This is a genomic window from Leptospira weilii serovar Ranarum str. ICFT, assembly GCF_000332415.1.
GTDB classification, from domain to species: domain Bacteria; phylum Spirochaetota; class Leptospiria; order Leptospirales; family Leptospiraceae; genus Leptospira; species Leptospira weilii_A.
This window is the reverse complement of the sequence record NZ_AOHC02000036.1, coordinates 12,919-30,000: the sequence shown is the minus strand read 5'-3', so window position 1 is coordinate 30,000 and position 17,082 is coordinate 12,919. Positions and strand designations below refer to the sequence as shown.

Annotated in this window: 14 protein-coding genes and 1 pseudogene (1 of these 15 only partly in view); 5 read left to right on the top strand and 10 right to left on the bottom strand. The window is 43.7% G+C overall.

The window, feature by feature from the left end; genetic code table 11:
- The 3 genes in view from LEP1GSC060_RS10775 to LEP1GSC060_RS10765 are tightly spaced (each overlapping or abutting the next) and all read left to right on the top strand, a layout consistent with a single transcriptional unit that may run on beyond the window.
- A protein-coding gene (locus LEP1GSC060_RS10775) for a flagellar basal body L-ring protein FlgH (RefSeq protein WP_003003740.1) crosses the window boundary here: on the top strand, positions 1-135 show its 3' end. It extends 681 nt beyond the left edge of the window; only the last 135 of its 816 coding nucleotides appear in the window; its start codon lies off the left edge, out of view; its stop codon occupies positions 133-135.
- Positions 132-1,232 (top strand): flagellar basal body P-ring protein FlgI, encoded by a 1,101-nt coding sequence (locus tag LEP1GSC060_RS10770; protein WP_003003819.1) that lies wholly within the window; start codon positions 132-134, stop codon positions 1,230-1,232. The genes LEP1GSC060_RS10775 and LEP1GSC060_RS10770 overlap by 4 nt, the downstream gene beginning before the upstream one ends.
- Positions 1,229-1,705 carry a rod-binding protein gene (locus tag LEP1GSC060_RS10765; RefSeq protein ID WP_003003901.1) on the top strand — a complete coding sequence of 159 codons (477 nt, stop codon included), beginning with the start codon at positions 1,229-1,231 and terminating at the stop codon, positions 1,703-1,705. Before LEP1GSC060_RS10770 ends, LEP1GSC060_RS10765 begins: the two co-directional genes overlap by 4 nt.
- 57 nt (positions 1,706-1,762) lie before the next feature.
- On the opposite strand, the gene LEP1GSC060_RS10760 is transcribed toward LEP1GSC060_RS10765, so the two are convergent.
- The 9 genes from LEP1GSC060_RS10760 to groES form a co-directional block, all read right to left on the bottom strand.
- Positions 1,763-4,012 carry a YhjD/YihY/BrkB family envelope integrity protein gene (locus tag LEP1GSC060_RS10760; RefSeq protein WP_003003767.1) on the bottom strand — a complete coding sequence of 750 codons (2,250 nt, stop codon included), beginning with the start codon at positions 4,010-4,012 and terminating at the stop codon, positions 1,763-1,765.
- Positions 4,013-4,015: 3 nt separating this feature from the next.
- Positions 4,016-4,903 carry a class I SAM-dependent methyltransferase gene (locus LEP1GSC060_RS10755; protein WP_003003758.1) on the bottom strand — a complete coding sequence of 296 codons (888 nt, stop codon included), beginning with the start codon at positions 4,901-4,903 and terminating at the stop codon, positions 4,016-4,018.
- Positions 4,879-5,523, bottom strand: a complete 645-nt coding sequence (locus LEP1GSC060_RS10750; protein WP_003003930.1) for a class I SAM-dependent methyltransferase — start codon at positions 5,521-5,523, stop codon at positions 4,879-4,881. The genes LEP1GSC060_RS10755 and LEP1GSC060_RS10750 overlap by 25 nt, the downstream gene beginning before the upstream one ends.
- Complete coding sequence (locus tag LEP1GSC060_RS10745; RefSeq protein WP_003003881.1) at positions 5,510-6,766, bottom strand: ATP-grasp domain-containing protein; 1,257 nt, start codon at positions 6,764-6,766, stop codon at positions 5,510-5,512. Before LEP1GSC060_RS10745 ends, LEP1GSC060_RS10750 begins: the two co-directional genes overlap by 14 nt.
- Positions 6,767-6,995: 229 nt before the next feature.
- Positions 6,996-7,493: a DUF1579 family protein gene (locus LEP1GSC060_RS10740; RefSeq protein WP_003003939.1), complete on the bottom strand. Its 498-nt coding sequence runs from the start codon at positions 7,491-7,493 to the stop codon at positions 6,996-6,998.
- Between the two features lie 135 nt (positions 7,494-7,628).
- On the bottom strand, positions 7,629-7,904 hold the full coding sequence (locus LEP1GSC060_RS10735; protein ID WP_003003884.1) for a hypothetical protein: 276 nt from the start codon (positions 7,902-7,904) through the stop codon (positions 7,629-7,631).
- Positions 7,905-8,033: 129 nt separating this feature from the next.
- The gene (locus tag LEP1GSC060_RS10730; protein ID WP_003003821.1) at positions 8,034-8,705 is read right to left on the bottom strand and encodes an SIMPL domain-containing protein; all 672 of its coding nucleotides are present in this window, start codon (positions 8,703-8,705) and stop codon (positions 8,034-8,036) included.
- A 105-nt stretch (positions 8,706-8,810) separates the two neighbouring features.
- Positions 8,811-10,448: a chaperonin GroEL gene (gene groL / locus LEP1GSC060_RS10725; RefSeq protein WP_036096157.1), complete on the bottom strand. Its 1,638-nt coding sequence runs from the start codon at positions 10,446-10,448 to the stop codon at positions 8,811-8,813.
- 13 nt (positions 10,449-10,461) lie between these two features.
- Positions 10,462-10,752, bottom strand: coding sequence for a co-chaperone GroES (gene groES, locus LEP1GSC060_RS10720; protein WP_003003827.1), 291 nt, complete (start codon positions 10,750-10,752; stop codon positions 10,462-10,464).
- A 797-nt stretch (positions 10,753-11,549) separates the two neighbouring features.
- Between groES and LEP1GSC060_RS10705 the strand changes: the two genes are divergently transcribed.
- Positions 11,550-13,058 carry a hypothetical protein gene (locus LEP1GSC060_RS10705; protein ID WP_003003844.1) on the top strand — a complete coding sequence of 503 codons (1,509 nt, stop codon included), beginning with the start codon at positions 11,550-11,552 and terminating at the stop codon, positions 13,056-13,058.
- 331 nt (positions 13,059-13,389) lie between these two features.
- Here LEP1GSC060_RS10705 and LEP1GSC060_RS10700 read toward each other — a convergent pair.
- Positions 13,390-15,765 (bottom strand): annotated as a pseudogene (locus LEP1GSC060_RS10700) (DUF1554 domain-containing protein); the annotation flags it as partial.
- Between the two features lie 919 nt (positions 15,766-16,684).
- Between LEP1GSC060_RS10700 and LEP1GSC060_RS10695 the strand changes: the two are divergent.
- Entirely contained in the window at positions 16,685-17,029 is a 345-nt protein-coding gene (locus LEP1GSC060_RS10695; protein ID WP_036096155.1) for an Mpo1-like protein, read from the top strand.
- Positions 17,030-17,082 lie beyond the last annotated feature (53 nt).

The window sequence follows — 17,082 nt, the reverse complement described above, 5'->3', positions numbered from 1 at the left end:
GTGACTCCTCCGATCGTTTTGAAAACCGTAACCAATCCCGACGGTTCCGTAACGACCAAGGCCGAACTTTCGGAAGAGGAAAAACAAAAACTGATTCTGAACCATCTGAACCGGCTTTTGGGAGAATCACAATGAAATTAAAATATTCCATTTTCTGCATGTTTTTACTCTGCGGCTTTCTTTTTTTAGGGATCCTTTTTTCTCTGGGAGCGGCCGAGTTGAGATTGAAAGACATCGCGAAAATCGAAGGGATTCGGGAAAATCAGATCGTCGGTTACGGGATCGTGGTGGGACTTCCGGGGACGGGAGACGGCAAAACTCCTTTTACATCCGAAAGTATGAAAAATTATTTAAAGAACCTCGGAGTGGAAGCCAATCTCAAACCCGATCAAACCAGAAACATCGCGTCCGTTTTGATCACCGCAACGATACCGACTTATTCCCGCAAAGGCGATAAGTTGAATGTGATCGTCTCTTCCATCGGAGACGCCAAGTCTTTGGAAGGTGGAGTTCTTTTACAATCTCCTTTGAAAACCGCCGGAGATAAAACGTTCGCCGTGGCTTCGGGTGTGATCTCCTTCGGCGGAAGACAGGAACAGGAAAGGGGAAGTAGCGCGAGAGGAAATAAAAAAACGGTCGGGGTGGTTCACGGAGGAGCGATCGTCGAACAAGAGTTGGATCAGAATTTTTACGCTTCCGAAAGGATTCAGATTCAACTCGAAAATCAGGACTTTACAACGTTAAACGCCGTTGTCTCTCGGATTCGTTCCATTCTTCCCGGAAAACACGGAATCGGACCGGAGTCGGTCGTTCCCGTTTCTCCTTCCGAGATCGATATCGTTCTCGGAAAAACTTTCGAAAACAAATCGGACGCATTCTTAACTTTATTAAGCGACATCGAAAATCTAACCGTGGAAACTCAAGTAAAACCGAAAGTTGTGATCAACGAAAGAACCGGAGTGATCGTGATGGGAGGAAACATCACAATCGAAGAAGTCGCCGTGTCCCGGTCCGGTCTCAACCTTTCCGTCACGGATAAAAATCGAAAACGCAATTGGTTCGGAAAAGATCAGGAACCTTCAAAAAGTTCCTTTTTGATCGAAGAATCCACGAGCGTAGGCGACGTGGTAGAAGCCTTAAACAAAGTGGGCGCGTCCACAAGAGACATCGTAGCAATTTTAGAAGCTCTGAAAAAATCGGGCGCGTTACACGCGGAGTTGGAGATACAATGAAAATCGATTCCATTCAAGATTACACGAACAAGTTGAACCTTCTGGAAAAACCGGAAGTCAGAAGTCTTATCAACGCTGAAAACTCCAGCAAGGGAAAACAAAATCTTTCCTTTCCCGATCGACTCCGGGAAGAATTTAACGAAAAACTTTCCGGCAAAATCAGTTCCTCCGAAATCAGACTTCCTCACAACATCAAGGAAGAGATCGCCGCCGATCCGTATCGTAAAAAACTATATTCAGCTTCCGTTGAATTCGAATCCATTTTCGTTAAGATGATGTTGACCGAAATGAAAAAAACCGTCGAAAAATCGGGTCTGATCGACGGGGGACACGCGGAAGAGATTTTCGAAGACATGCTCTACGACGAATATTCCAAAAATCTTTCCTCCAATTCCTCCTTGGGACTTGCGGAACAGATCTATCAATCCTTGTCTTCCAATCTGCCCGCCCGAAAGATCAACGAAAAGGTTTAAAAAAACGTAAACTAACGCGAGTTCGGTTTAATCTCGACGTTTGTCCGCTAACAAAAGTTAGTCGATCAGGTCGCTGAACTTGATTCCGTCCAGATCGTGTTGTAGTTTTTCTTCCGTTTTTTCGATCTTGGAATGGATGTCGCCCGGAAATAGTTTCAGTTCCTTGTCCCCGGTCAAAAGAGGTTCCGGAATTTTTCGATAAACGTCTCCGATACTCAAATCGGTCGGAGAAGCGATCGGGACGAATTCGTTTTTTTTCGTTATCGACAACAATTCCAACTCGCAGAGTTTTTTGGTAAGAACCGGAATTTCTTCCTCTTTCAACGTCGAAACCGAAGAAAGTTCGATGGAAGAAGAGGGCGTTTTTTTTTCTTTTTGGATCCGATACGCGGACTTCAAAGTTAAAATCAATTTTCGAAACTCGTTGCTAGGCGAGCTGTGCATTTCTTCCAAAGAATGCAAAGGCGCTAGATATCTTTCCCTGAATTGAAGAGATGCGGTGATCTCCGCTCCGAACAAGACAATTAGAGAAAGTGAATATACTCCCAAAAGAAAAATCGGAACCGCGGCCAACGCCTTGTAGATGATCATCGTGGTTTCGCTGAACGAGGAAAGATACACCTGAAATCCCCAGAGGAATACGAGGAAGATGATACCCGTAACGGCGGCTCCCACGGAAGAAGCTTTCAGAGAAACCTTGGTATTCGGAATCAAAGAATAAAGACTTAAGAAAAAGAGCCAAATTCCGGAGAGAGGAAATAGAATTCGCAGGACGGAATAGATCGTAAAAACGCTGTCGCCTCCGGCGATTAGGGTCGTCACGAATTTCTGATCCTTGGATTCGGTGAGACTAACGGTTCGATATTCGCCTACGTTGAGCATTTTGATTTTTCCGTTCTCCTTCCTTTCCAAAAGAAGATTGGCCCATAACTTACCGTTCATCGGAGTATAAAAAGGATTCCAGTGTTCCCCTAAGTCGGTGGAAATGAGTATGTTTCCCAAACTGTCCATGAGGAAAAGTTCCGTCGTATCGGGACCGGCAAAGGACCAGATTCGTATGAAGTTGTATCGTTTGTGACTCAGTTCGATCCAACCGTTTCCGCCGTCCCGGGAACGATACAATATCCCTCTTTCACCCGCCAAAAAAATCTCCCCGTTTGTCGTTCGATGAATATCATGAAACGCTAAATGAGTCAGACGGTTCGGATAAAAATTAAATCCTCCGTCGTTGCTCGTCCAGACGGTTCCCGATTCGTCCGCGATATAACCGTTTAAACCGTCCGGAAAATACACCTTGGAGGCGTTCATCTTCAGTCTGTCCTTGAAGATCGGTTTGAAGGAGATCCCCGCCGGAATGTAGTGCAGAACTTCACCGTTTTTGAATACAATAAAAATATTATTTGAATCGACGACTTCCATGTCCTTGAGTTCGACTCCTTCGAAGGAAGTCAAAGTCCAGGCGGTCGATTCGATCCGTTTGATCAAAAGGGTTCCTTTTATCGAAAGCGCGTAGATGATTCCTTCCCGAATTTTGATTCGAATAAAGTCGGAGTCTCCTATGTCCGGCTTTTTACAGAAGTCCAGTCTTCCGCCCAAGTTATCCAAACATATCATGTTTTCAAAATCGATCTCGTCTTCGCGAATCGAATATTCCTTTTTGAGATTGGAGTCCATTCGAAACAGGGTCCCGTTTTCCCCGCTCACCCAGATTTTTCCGGAAGGATCCTGTTCCATGGAGAAGTAGTGAGAAGGTCTGAAAAAATTGATGGTCTTGTTGGCGACTCCTTCTCCGATCACAAAAAGAAGAGGGCCGATCGCCAAAACGAAAAAATAAAACACCAGTTTTTGAAAAAGGGATCTGTTGGAACGGATCTTCCAAATTCCGTTGAACGCGTTTTCCAAGGAACGTAAAACCGCAGTGGCCGAAAACACTAAAATCACAAAACCGATGGCTCCGATTTGGGACGCCGTATCGATCAGATCTCCGATCGTTTCGAGATACGTATTGATATCCACGTTGATGTTGCTTTGTAGGATGAACGTGTTGATCGTGTCGAAAATTTCTTCCTTACGATTTTCCAAACCCGAAGTGATTGTGATCAAGGATAAGGCGACGGTGAGCATCGGAATCAGGGATACGATCGTTGTGTACGAAATTCCGGAGGCTTGCATCAGGCAATCGTCTTTGATAAAACGATACGCGGAACCCACGAGGATTCGGATGAATAGGACGAAAATTCTCAACAAACCTTTTTCGGGAATTTTATCCGAATCGGTCAACCAACCGGGTTTAAAAAGATGATACATCGTTTATTCCGCCTTAAAGCTGTACAGAACCATGGACGAAGTCAAAGGTCTGCCTTGTTTTTTGAATTTACTTTTCCAGTGATAAACACCGATCCGAATCCATTTCCAATATTCTTTCCAGGACCCGAAACTTCCCCGGGACTTAAGTAACTTTGCGAAGAGTGAAAAATCCACTCCGGGATAAGTGATATGATTGTTAAAACCCGAGCGATCAAGAATTTTTTTCAGATTCGATTCCGAATAATAATAAAAATGTCCCGGGAGATAGTAGTGATAACTCGCACCCGCGTCGATCGCTTGTTGACCTTCAAAGTTCGCGGTTTGTAAAAGCAACAATCCTCCGGGTTTTAAAATTCGATGAAGTTTTTGAAAAATTCTTTCGGGTTCTGAAAGGTGTTCGATCACTTCCACGAGGGTGACCACGTCGAAAAAATTTTCGGGAAGATCCGCGTCTAAAAATTCCCCCTGAATCACTTTCAATCCTCTCGATCTCGCGACTTCGGCGGAGTAAGAAGAAATTTCCACGCCGGTGACGCCGAACCCCGCTTCCTTGGCGCAGTTTAAAAATCCTCCAAAGGAACAACCGACGTCTAAAAATTCGCCGTTTGATTTGAACTTTCGGACGTTTTTGATTCGAGCCTTCCAGACGTATCGATCATAACGTTCCGTTTGTCTTTCGTCCCGGTACGAAAAGTCCGCGTCGCCGGAATAATACTCTTCCGTATAAAGTTCGGAGGGTTCCGGCCTCGGATATCGGGTCTGAAGGCCGCAGCCGTTACATAGATAAATTGGAATATTATAATTTTTAAATGTGGAGAGGTATAAGAATTTCCAGTTTTTATTTTGACAACAGGGACAGATTTCGTTTAAAGTTTCGCCAGAAAAATCCAATGACAGATCCTTTCTTCCAATTTTCCCAAAGGGGTTCTTTCGGTGTAACCGAAATCTACGCGGGAGAAATCCCTTAAGTCTTCTTGCAATTCCTCTAATGTATAAAAACGGGAGTAGGCCCCTTTTAAGTCGGCGGTTTGAATCGCGGTTCCCTGCGCTTGAAGATGTGTGTCTCCTACGGCGCGCACCGATCCCGCTAGATATCCTCCTTTTTTGAGAATCCTCGTTTTATCTTTCAGGATTTTCCGGGCGGCTTCCGCGGAATTGTAATGTAAAACTCCCCAACTAACGATCACGTCGAAAAAATTTTCCTCAAAATCGAAAGGAGGATCGCCGCCTAACGAGGCTTTGACGAAAGGACAAGTTTCTTGAACGGTTTTTATGGAATTCTCCGTATAATCCGTCGCGTAAACACGATAGCCGAATTCGTTTAACAAAACACAATGCCTTCCGGATCCGGCGCCGAAATCCAAGGCTTTCCGCTCGGCCTGTTTGTCGGAGTCGCCGCCGATTTTGGAAAGCATACGAACCAGATTTTCGTCCGGATAACCTAACCTGGATTTGGTTCTCGTATAATGTAGGTTCCAGGCGGATCGGGAGGAGGGTTCAGACGGATTCAAATTTACCTTCCAGTCTTTGGAGAACGGATTGTTTCCAGCTTTCCAAAGTCTGATCGTTTTGATCGGGACCTAAGATTCCTACACTTCGAGTTCTTACGGAATTACCTTCCGACGTTTTTAAAATTTCTCCGCGTTGTTTCAACTTACGATCGAAGATAAGTTTTTCTTTTCCTTTTATTACGAATTCGGAATGTTCTACGAGTTTGGATTTTCCTTCGGGAGGCGCGGAGAAAAAAATTCCCGCGTACTTTTTGGGAATTTGCGAATAGTTCGGGAACGGTTTGATTTTTTCTCCCGTTAAAAGTTTCACTAAATTCTCGAAATAAGAGGAACCGAAATAATTCGGAATCAGAGTGTCGGCTAAAAATTCTCCCCCCACTTCGGGAACCGCTTCGATCAGATAGATCTCTCCTTGCGGATTGATTCTGAACTCCGCGACAAACGGGCAGTCGGTCATCTTGGTTGCCGCAACGAGCGCTCTACAGTTGAGAAGAATTTCTCCGATCAACTCGGAACGTAAAAAAGGAAGAGTATGAGCGATTTCTAAATAAGGCGGAAAATGAGTCACGTCCTTATGGGAGATACACGCCGGAAAAAATTCTTCGTTTTGAACCAGGCCGCAGACCGTGATTTCAAAACCCGGAATGTATTCTTCCGCGATCCATTCTTCCCGATCCGCGTTATGCGTGTTTGTCTTCTTTTTGGATAAGGAAGTTTTAGGGCGGGTTATTTTCTTGGATTTGAAAAAACGCTCCCATTCTTCGGGATTGTGAAAGGTTCTGATTCCTTCTTTGCCGTTTCCTTGAGCGGGTTTGTATACGAATGGGAACTGATTTTTGACGATCGTCGCTCCTGCACCGTAGTTTTCCGGAGTTAAAATTCCCGCTTTGTCCGCGGCTTTTTTAAGTAAATTCTTATTCGAACAAACCTCGACGCATCCAAGGCTAGCATAACGTAGTTTTAATTTGTCCGCGATGTAGGAGGTTGTGTAGGTCGCTTTTCCGTAGGAGCGCGTACCGACTCCGATGATTTTTTTCTGAAAAGGAGTTTCGGAAACCGCCTTTAGAATTTTACGGTACTCCGTAACGGATTCCAGAATTCTAATAGAGGACATGCCCAAACCGGGCGCACGATCGTTTTGATCCACGGCGATCACCGAGTAACCGAGTCCGATCGCGGCTGAAATCAAGGGGACTTGATTGGGTCCGGCGCCGATGGAAAGGAAATATCCCTTTTCTTTCATCTTCCGTAGGTTTCTTTTTACACGCGAGAAAGTCAAAGGATTTTTAGAGGAATCGGAACGATATCTTATCCGAATGTTTTAAGTTGTTACTTACGAAGTCGGGATTTTCGAAAACGTTTTGTCCGTATCGATTTTCCGAAAAAAAATCGATATGGAAACCTACAATCCAAAAGTATATTCCATTTTTTAAATATAAAAAGTCGACGACATCTCGTCTAAGAAATCGATTTCAGACAACGCGTTCGTAAAGGATACGGACCCCTCCCGCCTTTTCTCCGTTCGGTCTTAGGTTTTGAGAAAAGATCGTAAGTTTATCGTTTCCGTCTTTTTCGATCGAAGTCTTCCAGCCCCAGCGTGTTTCCGGAGTTTCGCCCCCGTAGTGCCCGGTGAAAGATCGTTCGGTCGCACCCGAAATTACTTCGGAGAATAAGATTCCCGTTCCCATTCCGAAACTCTCGATCCAAGCGGACTCGTATCGTTTTTTGTCTATATGATATCCGTAGATCGCGATCCCTTCCAGAGGTTCTCCGGCGTAACTTCCCTTGTACTCGTGCAGAATAAATCTTCCGCCTAACACAAGTTTCATGGTTCCGGCGATCGGAGATTCGTCGGTGATCTTACCTTCCTCGAACATCATTTGGCCCACACCTTTCCAGTTTCCGACTAGGGATTCCAGTTCTTTGTGAATTCCTTCTCGTTTGGACAGCTCGAATTTTTCTTTGCTCATGACCGGGAAACTAAATTCAAGCTACGAAAGAAATCAAGAAAAATTTTTCTTAGAACGAAATTTGCCTATCCTTCCAAGGAAGTTCGTATGTTTTGATCAAACTCCGTTGATACTTGGTTTTAGAAAATACGAATCTTACACAAACTTACAACGAAGTCTAAAACTTCCGATCGGATCTATATTCCAATAAATAAATATGTTTTCTTGTTCGGATTTTCGTTTTGTATCAAATTGGATACGATTGACTTTTCCAATCAAAGGATGTTTTCTAAAGTTCGACTTTTTTAGATTCCGTTCCTTTAAGTTCGGATATTCTAAAAATTTTTGAATATTCTGGATTTCATGAATCCTCGGAATGATTTTAAACTTATCCGGATAAAATATTTCATAAAATTTGAATATACTTTCCATGAAACCTTCGTTTAAGATTTTTCCAAAATAGGGGTTCGAGTCGTCATAACCGTACTTTAGGGAACTACTTGTGTCCTTGTATTTTAGGACGTAGGATCGGCCGGTCGTTTTTTAATCATAAGAACGGTTTTACTGAACCTCGAATTCCACGCTCACTCTCGCTTGAATCGTTCTTTCTCCGATCGAAATGGGAGATTGATCGGAACCTTCTTTTCCTTTCATAAAGTAGACCACCTGAGGGTTGATCATAGAATCGGATTCTACTACTTTGAGTGCGGTCACGTTTGTTTTTCCGACGGATTTTGCGAGTACGAGCGCTTTGTTTTTTGCGTCTTCGAAAGCGGCGGTTAAGGCTTCTTTCTCTTGTTTTTTCGTGGAATCCGCTTTGAATTCGATACCGCTTACGTTATTGACTCCTAGTTTTTGAATTTCCAACAGTAAATCCTTATAGACTTTGAGATCTCTGAGTTTGAGAAGAATTCCGGAAGAGGCGAGATAAGGTCTTTGTTTTCCTTCCTGTAGATATTGTCTCTGAAGAGTATAATCGGTGCTGTAAATGTCTTTGGTTGCAATCTTGAATCCTTTGGAAAGGATTTTGATCACGTTAGACGCTCTTTCCAGGTTTTTTTCCTGCGCGATTTTCGGGTCCGGATCTTCCACTTCCACGGAGAAATTCATTTGCACGTAGTCCGTTTCCACGATCGCGGAACCGCTTCCGGATACGGTGATTGTTTGTTTGGTTTCGGAATGAATTCCCAGAAGCGGAATCGTAAAAAGGAGTAGGGTGAGAAGTTTCTTCATAGCATTTCCTGAATATTCTTAATATCTAAAGTTTTATACTAAAAAAGGCGGAAGAGAAAAATCTCCGCCGCCTTTTGCAATTGGAAAAGAAATAGGTTGAATGAATTACATCATTCCGCCCATTCCTCCCATACCGCCGCCCATTCCCGCCATCGGGTTCGGAGCGTCTTTTTCCGGCTTATCGGTGATCGTAACTTCGGTCGTTAAGATCATGGAACCGATGGAAGCCGCGTTTTGCAGAGCGGAACGAACCACTTTCGCAGGGTCAACGACTCCGGCTACGAGCAGATCTTCCCAAACCATGGAGAGTGCGTTGTATCCTTCGTTTCCTTTTTTGCTCTTAGCGTGTTCTACGATAACGGATCCTTCCAGACCTGCGTTATTCGTGATCATACGGATCGGTTCTTCCAGCGCTCTGAAAATGATTTTCGCACCGGTCGCTTCGTCTCCTTCCAGTTTCAGAGCGGAGACCGCTTCTTGCGCTTTCAAAAGAGTCAATCCGCCGCCGGGAACGATTCCTTCTTCAACCGCTGCGCGAGTAGCCGAAAGAGCGTCTTCCACACGGGCTTTTTTCTCTTTCATTTCCACTTCGGTGGCGGCGCCTACGTGAATGACCGCAACTCCACCCGCGAGTTTTGCGAGTCTTTCTTGGAGTTTTTCTTTGTCATACTCGGAAGTAGTGTCTTCGATTTGTTTTTTGATCTGACCGATTCTTCCTTGGATATCTTTTGTCTGACCTTTGCCTTCGATGATCGTAGTGTTTTCTTTGTCTACGGTCACTTTGTTGGCGCGGCCGAGCATTTGAAGAGTCGCGTTTTCCAGTTTCATTCCGAGGTCTTCGGAAATCACTTGTCCGCCGGTCAAAATCGCGATGTCTTCCAACATGGATTTTCTTCTGTCTCCGAAACCGGGAGCCTTAACGGCAACACAAGAGATGGTTTTTCTGAGAGTGTTGACTACGATGGTAGCGAGCGCCTCTCCTTCCACTTCTTCGGAGATGATCACGAGAGGTTTTCCGGCTTGAGCCACTTTTTCGAGAATGTGGATCAGGTCTTTCATAGAAGAAATCTTTTTGTCGTAGATCAGAATGAAAGGATCGTTCAGAGTTGCGATCATCGCTTCCGCGTCGGTAACCATGTAAGGGGAAATGTATCCTCTGTCGAACTGCATTCCTTCCACAACGTCTAACGTGGTCTCGATGGACTTCGCTTCTTCGACCGTGATCACCCCGTCTTTACCGACTTTATCCATCGCGTCTGCGATCAGAGTTCCGATCGTGTTGTCGTTGTTAGCCGAGATGCTGGCAACGTTTGCGATGTCTTTTTTGTTTTCGATCTTAACGGCTCTTTTTTGAATGCTTTCCACGGCTGCGGTTACCGCTTTGTCGATCCCTCTTTTGAGAGACATCGGGTTTGCGCCCGCGGTTACGTTTTTCAGCCCTTCGTTGATGATGGATTGAGCGAGAATGGTAGCGGTGGTGGTTCCGTCTCCCGCGACGTCGTTCGTCTTTGTGGAAACTTCCTTAACCATTTGCGCGCCCATGTTTTCAAGAGGGTCTTCGAGTTCGATTTCTTTCGCAACGGTCACACCGTCTTTTGTGATGGTCGGCGCTCCGAATTTTTTATCGATTACTACGTTACGACCTTTGGGTCCGAGAGTAACTTTTACCGCGTTCGCGAGTTTGTTCACCCCTTCTAGGAGCTTACGTCTTGCTGTTTCGTTGTATTCAATATCTTTAGCCATGATTTACTCCTAATTATTTTTTAACGACGGCCAGAATATCGCTCTCGCGGATGATGAGGTATTCTTTGCCTTCCGATTTGATTTCAGTTCCGGAATATTTTCCGTAAAGGACGGTATCGCCTGCTTTTACTTCGAGAGGAACGAGTTTCCCGTCTTCATATTTACCGCTACCGACTTCGACAACTTTTCCTTCCTGAGGTTTTTCTTTTGCCGTATCCGGAACGAAAATGCTACCGATCTTTTCCTCGGCTTCCTGTCTTGGTTCTACGAGGACTCTGTCACCCAGAGGTTTAATCGATGCCATAGACTAACTCCTTAAAATTATAAGATTAGCACTATATTCATGAGAGTGCTTATGTAATTTTTCATTAAAAAAAATCATTTCCAAAGAGTCAAGCACTTTGATCGTGAGAGTGCTAAATTTTAAAAGAATCCGATTCCATTTAAGCATTCGAAGTCGGATTTTCGAATAAAAAAATGGCGAGCGGTTTCCGAATCGCTTTCGAATCCAAACAAACGGATGGGCGCCTCCTTTCGATCGAAGATCGAAAGGACCGGGCTCTGTCGCGGCTTCGGTCACTTCGTGACCGCTTCGCGCCGCTTTGATCCCTGGCGCGGGGAACATCGTTTTAAATCTCGAAAATCACTCGTGAAAAAAGAAAATTGTGGGAACTCCCACGTTTTTCTGAACTCGAATCAAAACTTGATCTCAAAATCAAAGTTTTGTGGGAACTCCCACGTTTTTCTGAACTCGAATCAAAACTTGATCTCAAAATCAAAGTTTTGTGGGAACTCCCACGTTTTTCTGGACTCGAATCAAAACTTGATCTCGAAATCAAAGTTTTGTGGGAACTCCCACGTTTTAAGATTTCCGTTCAAACTTTGGAATGAAATCGTTTCCATATATTTCCTTTAGGAAAGTTGTTCCAGAAAAGAATCGGGATTCAGTCCGCAACAATTTCAAAAACCGGCGGAAACGACGCACTCGATAGGAAGTCGAGAACGGTTTGAGTGGAACGCGGGACGGGATTTGCAAATTCGGATAAATACTGTGCGACCTAATTTGCGATATTCCTCATAAAGTCCGTTGAAAGAGCAAAAATGTTTACGAAAGAAAATCTGATTCGAGTCCGCGATCTCAATCAAAATCCGATTCGGGAGGAAAAGCCGATTCTTCTGTATTGGATGTCCATGGCGAGGCGGCTCGTTTGGAATCATTCACTCGATTACGCGATTCATCTATCTAAAAAATACAAAAAAGAATTACTCGTCTACGAACCCGTCAAGATGAATTATCCCTGGAGTTCCCCCAGGTTGCATAAATTCATTCTGGAAGGAATGGCGACTAACGTCAATGAAGCGAAGAGACTCGGACTGATTTATAGAGCCTTTGTCGAAACTTCCGACAATCCGATCGAGGATGTTTTCGGGAAAGTTTGTTCCGAAGCGGCGCTTATCGTTACGGACGATTATCCGGCTTATATCGTACCGGAATTATTGGAGCAAATTTCAAAAAAAATCAAATGTAAATTTCTGGCGGTGGATTCCAACTCGATCGTTCCTCTTGCTCTTTACGGAGAATTTGCTTCCGCGGCGAGAATCTTACGTCCGAGAGTTCACAGGTTGTTTCCGGAAGCCTGGAAGTTTCGATCCGCACGTAAACCGGACAAACCTTTTCGGGAAAAAGGGGATTCTTGGCTCGAAAAAAATCCGAATTCTCCCTTACAAAAGATCGTTTGGTTTGACGGAAATGCGGATCGAATTCCGGAAATATGCAAGAAGTGTAATTTTGTTTTTCCGAATATTCTTCCTGCTTCCGGAAAAATCGGGGGAAGAGAAGAGGGGCTTGTGCTTCTCGGAAAATTTTTGAAACACGGACTTTCGGGATATGCGGAACTTAAGAATCGTCCCAAACCTCCGGCAGAATCCCATTCTTCCTCTTTATCTCCTTATCTTCACTTCGGACATCTTTCTCAAGAAGAGGTCGTAAGCGCTGCGCTTGATTGGAATCTCGAAGAGCCATGGACTCCGGGAATCATCGTTCCCGAAAATAAGAACCGGAAAGAAGGTTACTTTCATCCCGATCCGAACGTGAATTCTTTTTTGGACGAACTTGTCACTTGGAGGGACGTCGGCTTTTTGATGTTCTGGAAAGAACCTTCTTTTCGAAAGGATCTTTCGATTCTTCCGGAATGGATTCGAAAGAATTTAGATTTTCATAAACAAGACGTTCGTCCTTATCTTTATACAAAAGAACGACTGGAAAACTCGAAAACGCATGACGTTATTTGGAACGCGGCTCAAAAAGAATTGGTTTTGTCGGGTAGTATGCAAAATTATTTAAGAATGCTTTGGGGAAAGAAGATCATCGAATGGACTCCCGACTATCGGACTGCGTTCGAAATTTTAGAGGATTTCAACAATAAATACGCGTACGATGGAAGAGATCCGAATTCGTATAACGGAATTTTATGGTGTTTCGGTTTGTTCGACCGTCCTTGGTTTCCGGAAAGGAACGTTTTCGGGAATATACGAACTATGTCATCGGATTCCACCAAGAAAAAATTCAAATTACAATCTTACTTGGATTACGTACGAGACTTGGAATGAAAAGTCGACTCTCCTGCCAATCCCTATAAAATTGAATATTATGAATTTTGATACGAATCCCCCGCTTTAGATCCGGAATTCGGGACATTCTATTTTTTTTATGTTTTGGAAGTAAAGGTTTGAGCTTCTTCCAAATATCTTCAGGAACATCAAGTGGCCTAAATCGGAAGTTATATTGGGTCGCTCGGAACAACTTAAGCCGCGTTCGCTCCGCGGATTTTGAGACCGTTCTAAATCTCTTTTGAATAAGTTCAAAGAAACCGGAATCCGCCTAATTTAGATTAGGCGGATTTTTTTTCATCGTTAAAGATTCATTCTATCGACTCTTACCTCATTGACAGATAGGAAGAGCCCAAGGATAACCGCAGATGTTTGCGAGCTGATCCATTCCCACCGCTCTAAACAAATTGTCTACTTCGTCCTTTGAAATGAGTCCTTTTTGCACGAGTCTCCATCCCAGTGACTGGGGAGAAAACGGACTTTTGATAGAAAGATATTTGTCGTTAAACCCTGGACTTCCATTGGCAGGAAGAGGAGAACCGTCGTAGAGTTCGTTCAAAGTAGTTAACAAATCTTTCAAGCTCACTCGAGAATTCTTAGGATGAACCACGTCTCCGTAAAAGACCCACTTAAAATTGGCAGGCCCACCGTCCAACATTTCTCCCAGCAACTTCATCTGGTCATATCGATATTCAAATTGATTTAGATAAGGAGCATAGAGTCCCGTTGCGTAATAACTATCCACATGATACGGAGGCACTTGCAGCAAGTAGTGAACAAAGCCGTCATAACGGTATTCATTATTCGAGTTTGTGGAATAATCCGTGAAACTGGAACCAACGCTTGAAATCGTCTGCCACCGAGAAGTCCATTCCGGAGAATTTTCAACAACTCCTCTGATCCACATTTCATACCGAAACCTTTGGTAATCGGAATACTGCTGATCTACGATTGGATTCAACTGCCAGCCATTTTGGAATGTGCCCAGATGGTAATTTCCTTGCACCCAATTTCCCCGATTCCCGCTGATCAAATATCTGCCGATGGGATTCACAATCCCTTCCGTCAATGCCATGCTCATATCTTGGTATTCATGCGCATAATGTGGTCGTCCATAGTTTTGGTTACTGGAGTCTCTGAACTGTCCCGCCCAATTCATAGTTGTAGTTAATGTCCAAGGAGCCGCAGATTGTACTACGGTATGACCAAATTCATGGCCTAACGGATCATCAACCTGATAAGTAGTTTGAAGGTTGTCTCCATTCGGTGCGCTCAAGGAAAGATTCCCTGGATAGGCGCCGGAAGCGTATGGACTATTAAAATTGATCGTGTAACAATTCACACAATTGCGGCTTGGATTGTTGATAAACATATCGAAGTGAATCTTTTCCACGGATTCGGATGGAGATTCCATTCGATTGTGAAATTCCACCACACCCTGCCAACTAGAAAGAGTCAGCCGCAGGCTGTTTGCCATATTCGCAGGTACGGAACTCAAAAGATTCACCGTGCCTAAGTCGTAGGTTTTTGTCGCGGCGTTCCAATACGAACTCAAAGGTAACACTACTTCGAAGTAAGGTTCCACTTGATCTTTATGCGTATTAGGATCTACGAATAGAGTCTGGAAGAATTTACTCTGGTCATACGGAAAGTAATTGAGAGCCGAAATCGCCGTCTTCTCCCAGACGCTACGAATGGTTCCTATAGAATTGTTATATGCAAGATTTGTTTTGTAGTCCAACACGAGCGTAATTCGGACTCGATCCGGAGCGGGAGTCGTCCTCAGACAGGCGCTGACCGCAGCGCTTACATTTCCATTCAGATCGTTTTGCAAATTGGAAACGTAACAACCGACGGGATTTGTCTGAGTGCTGTTAAAGAAATTCAAATGAACCTGACCTGGAACCGGTCTATAACTTCCGGGACTTACAACGTTACTCGAAATCGCGGCGCCCGTTGCAGGATCAAAATGACGTTTGAACTCGTGGCATTCTTTCCAAGGAACCGTGAAATAAGAATTTGAATGGTGACATTGTGTATCTTCTAAAAAGCCGATCTTTGCTTTGAGCGTCGTAGGTTTTTCCTGCACACAAAGAATTCCCATTTCCATAGTTCCTTGAGAATTAGGATCTTGCGTTTCCTTCCATTGGCAGGGAATGGAACCTTCAGAAATGGAAATTGCGTTGTTGTAATTCGCGTATCCGATGGATCCAAGAACGGATGAACTTCCGCTCGTCCAAGGCTGGGAACCGGAGGAACAAAGTTGTGTGGAAGTGGATGTCTTCCAGTTGGATTGAAGTCCCGTCCAAATTCCGAAATCGTACACGTAAAATACGTCTGCAAACGGATAACTCAAATTTCCTGTGGAAAAATCAAAAAGTCCCGCGTCGTTTGTCGTGAATACGATCTTTCCATCGGCTCTATAATACGAAGTATTCTTTTCAAACACCCAATCCTTTTGACCCGTGAAAGAAGTGGGTCCGACCGTAGTCGCGACTCGGTTCGTTCCATCTACGAGCATCGCTTTGTAATATCCGCTTCCCGTTAGACTGGAAGGAATATGAGAATTACAGTATGCGTCTACAGCGGCAACCCCTCCCCAGTTTCCGTTATGTGAAAGCGGAGGAACGGAGACGCTGTTTGTATAACTGGTAACAAACATATACAATCCGTTCGCAGGAATCGCAGAATTCAAATTTGCGGAATGTGGGTTGAGCCAATTCAAAAGCGAATGGGACAATGTATTGTCCGAAATCCAATTGGAACTTTCTCCCGCACATCCCAAAAGAAAGGCGGTGATCATCGTAAAAAAGAAATAAGAACCTTTTTTACAAATGGAAATCGGATTGAAATTCCGGAACGATTTCAAAACGTTTAAAACTTCTGAATTTGGGACCGAACCGATTCGTTTAACAACAGTTATGCGACAAGTTTTAAATCGTAAAATCGAAATTACTTTGGAAAACAAAGAGATTTCCGATTTTTTCTTTGGCTTTGACATTAGATTTTCCTTTTATTTTAAGAATAATCTAACAATATTTAGATGAATTTTTTGGCTACGGCTTTACCAAAAATTTAATTTTACTCAATTGTAAAAATATCGGTAACTTACCGCATCAGAAATGGAATCGAGTTGTTGAAAAGGCAGGATGTTGAAGCTTTGAATTTTGTGAAGGATTGTTGCGGAAGTTATCCTCTTAAGAGCCGGTCTCAAAACCGTTCGATTTTATCGGAATGGTCGCAAATCTCTGCGATTGTTTTAAGTTTTGAGACCCGCTCTAAGTTAAAGGATCTTTGAGAGGACTTGAATTCCGTCGTTGAAACGAAAGGAGAATTGTTTCAATTTTCTATTTGACCGAACCATGAAAAGATAGCAACGATCTGAGCGGTATTCAAGAGGGAATCAATCGTATGAAATCCGCAATCGCAACGGGAAATCTTAATCCGCTTGTTTTCGAATTTCAAAAGATGGGCAAAGGAAATGGGCGTTCGGGAAACTAAAGCCCCAAACTTTCGCGTGTCAGGTTCTGATCAAAGAGAAATAAAAGTATGATTCCGAATGAATCGTTTGGCTTGATTTTTAAAATCGGAATTCGTACAATCGAAAAAAAAGAGGATGAACGATTATGACCACCGAAACCGCTCCGAAAACATATTCGACTTTTAAAGAATTCTGGCCCTTTTATTTGGGCGAACATGCACATCCCGTCAACCGGGCGCTCCATTTTGTGGGAACTTCCTTTGCGATCGGTTGGATTTTGACGGCGATTATCAATCTCAATCCGTTTTATATCTTTGCGGCTTTGTTTTCCGGTTACTTCTTCGCTTGGATCGGACATTTTTTCGTAGAGAAAAATCGTCCCGCAACTTTTACGTATCCGTTTAAATCTTTTATGGGAGATTGGGTGATGTATTTTTACATTCTCACCGGACAAATCGGAAAGGAACTGGAAAAGATCGGAAAGAAGTAAGAATGATCGGATACATTCGCGTTTTTCGGTTTCTATGTTAAGGATGAACTTAA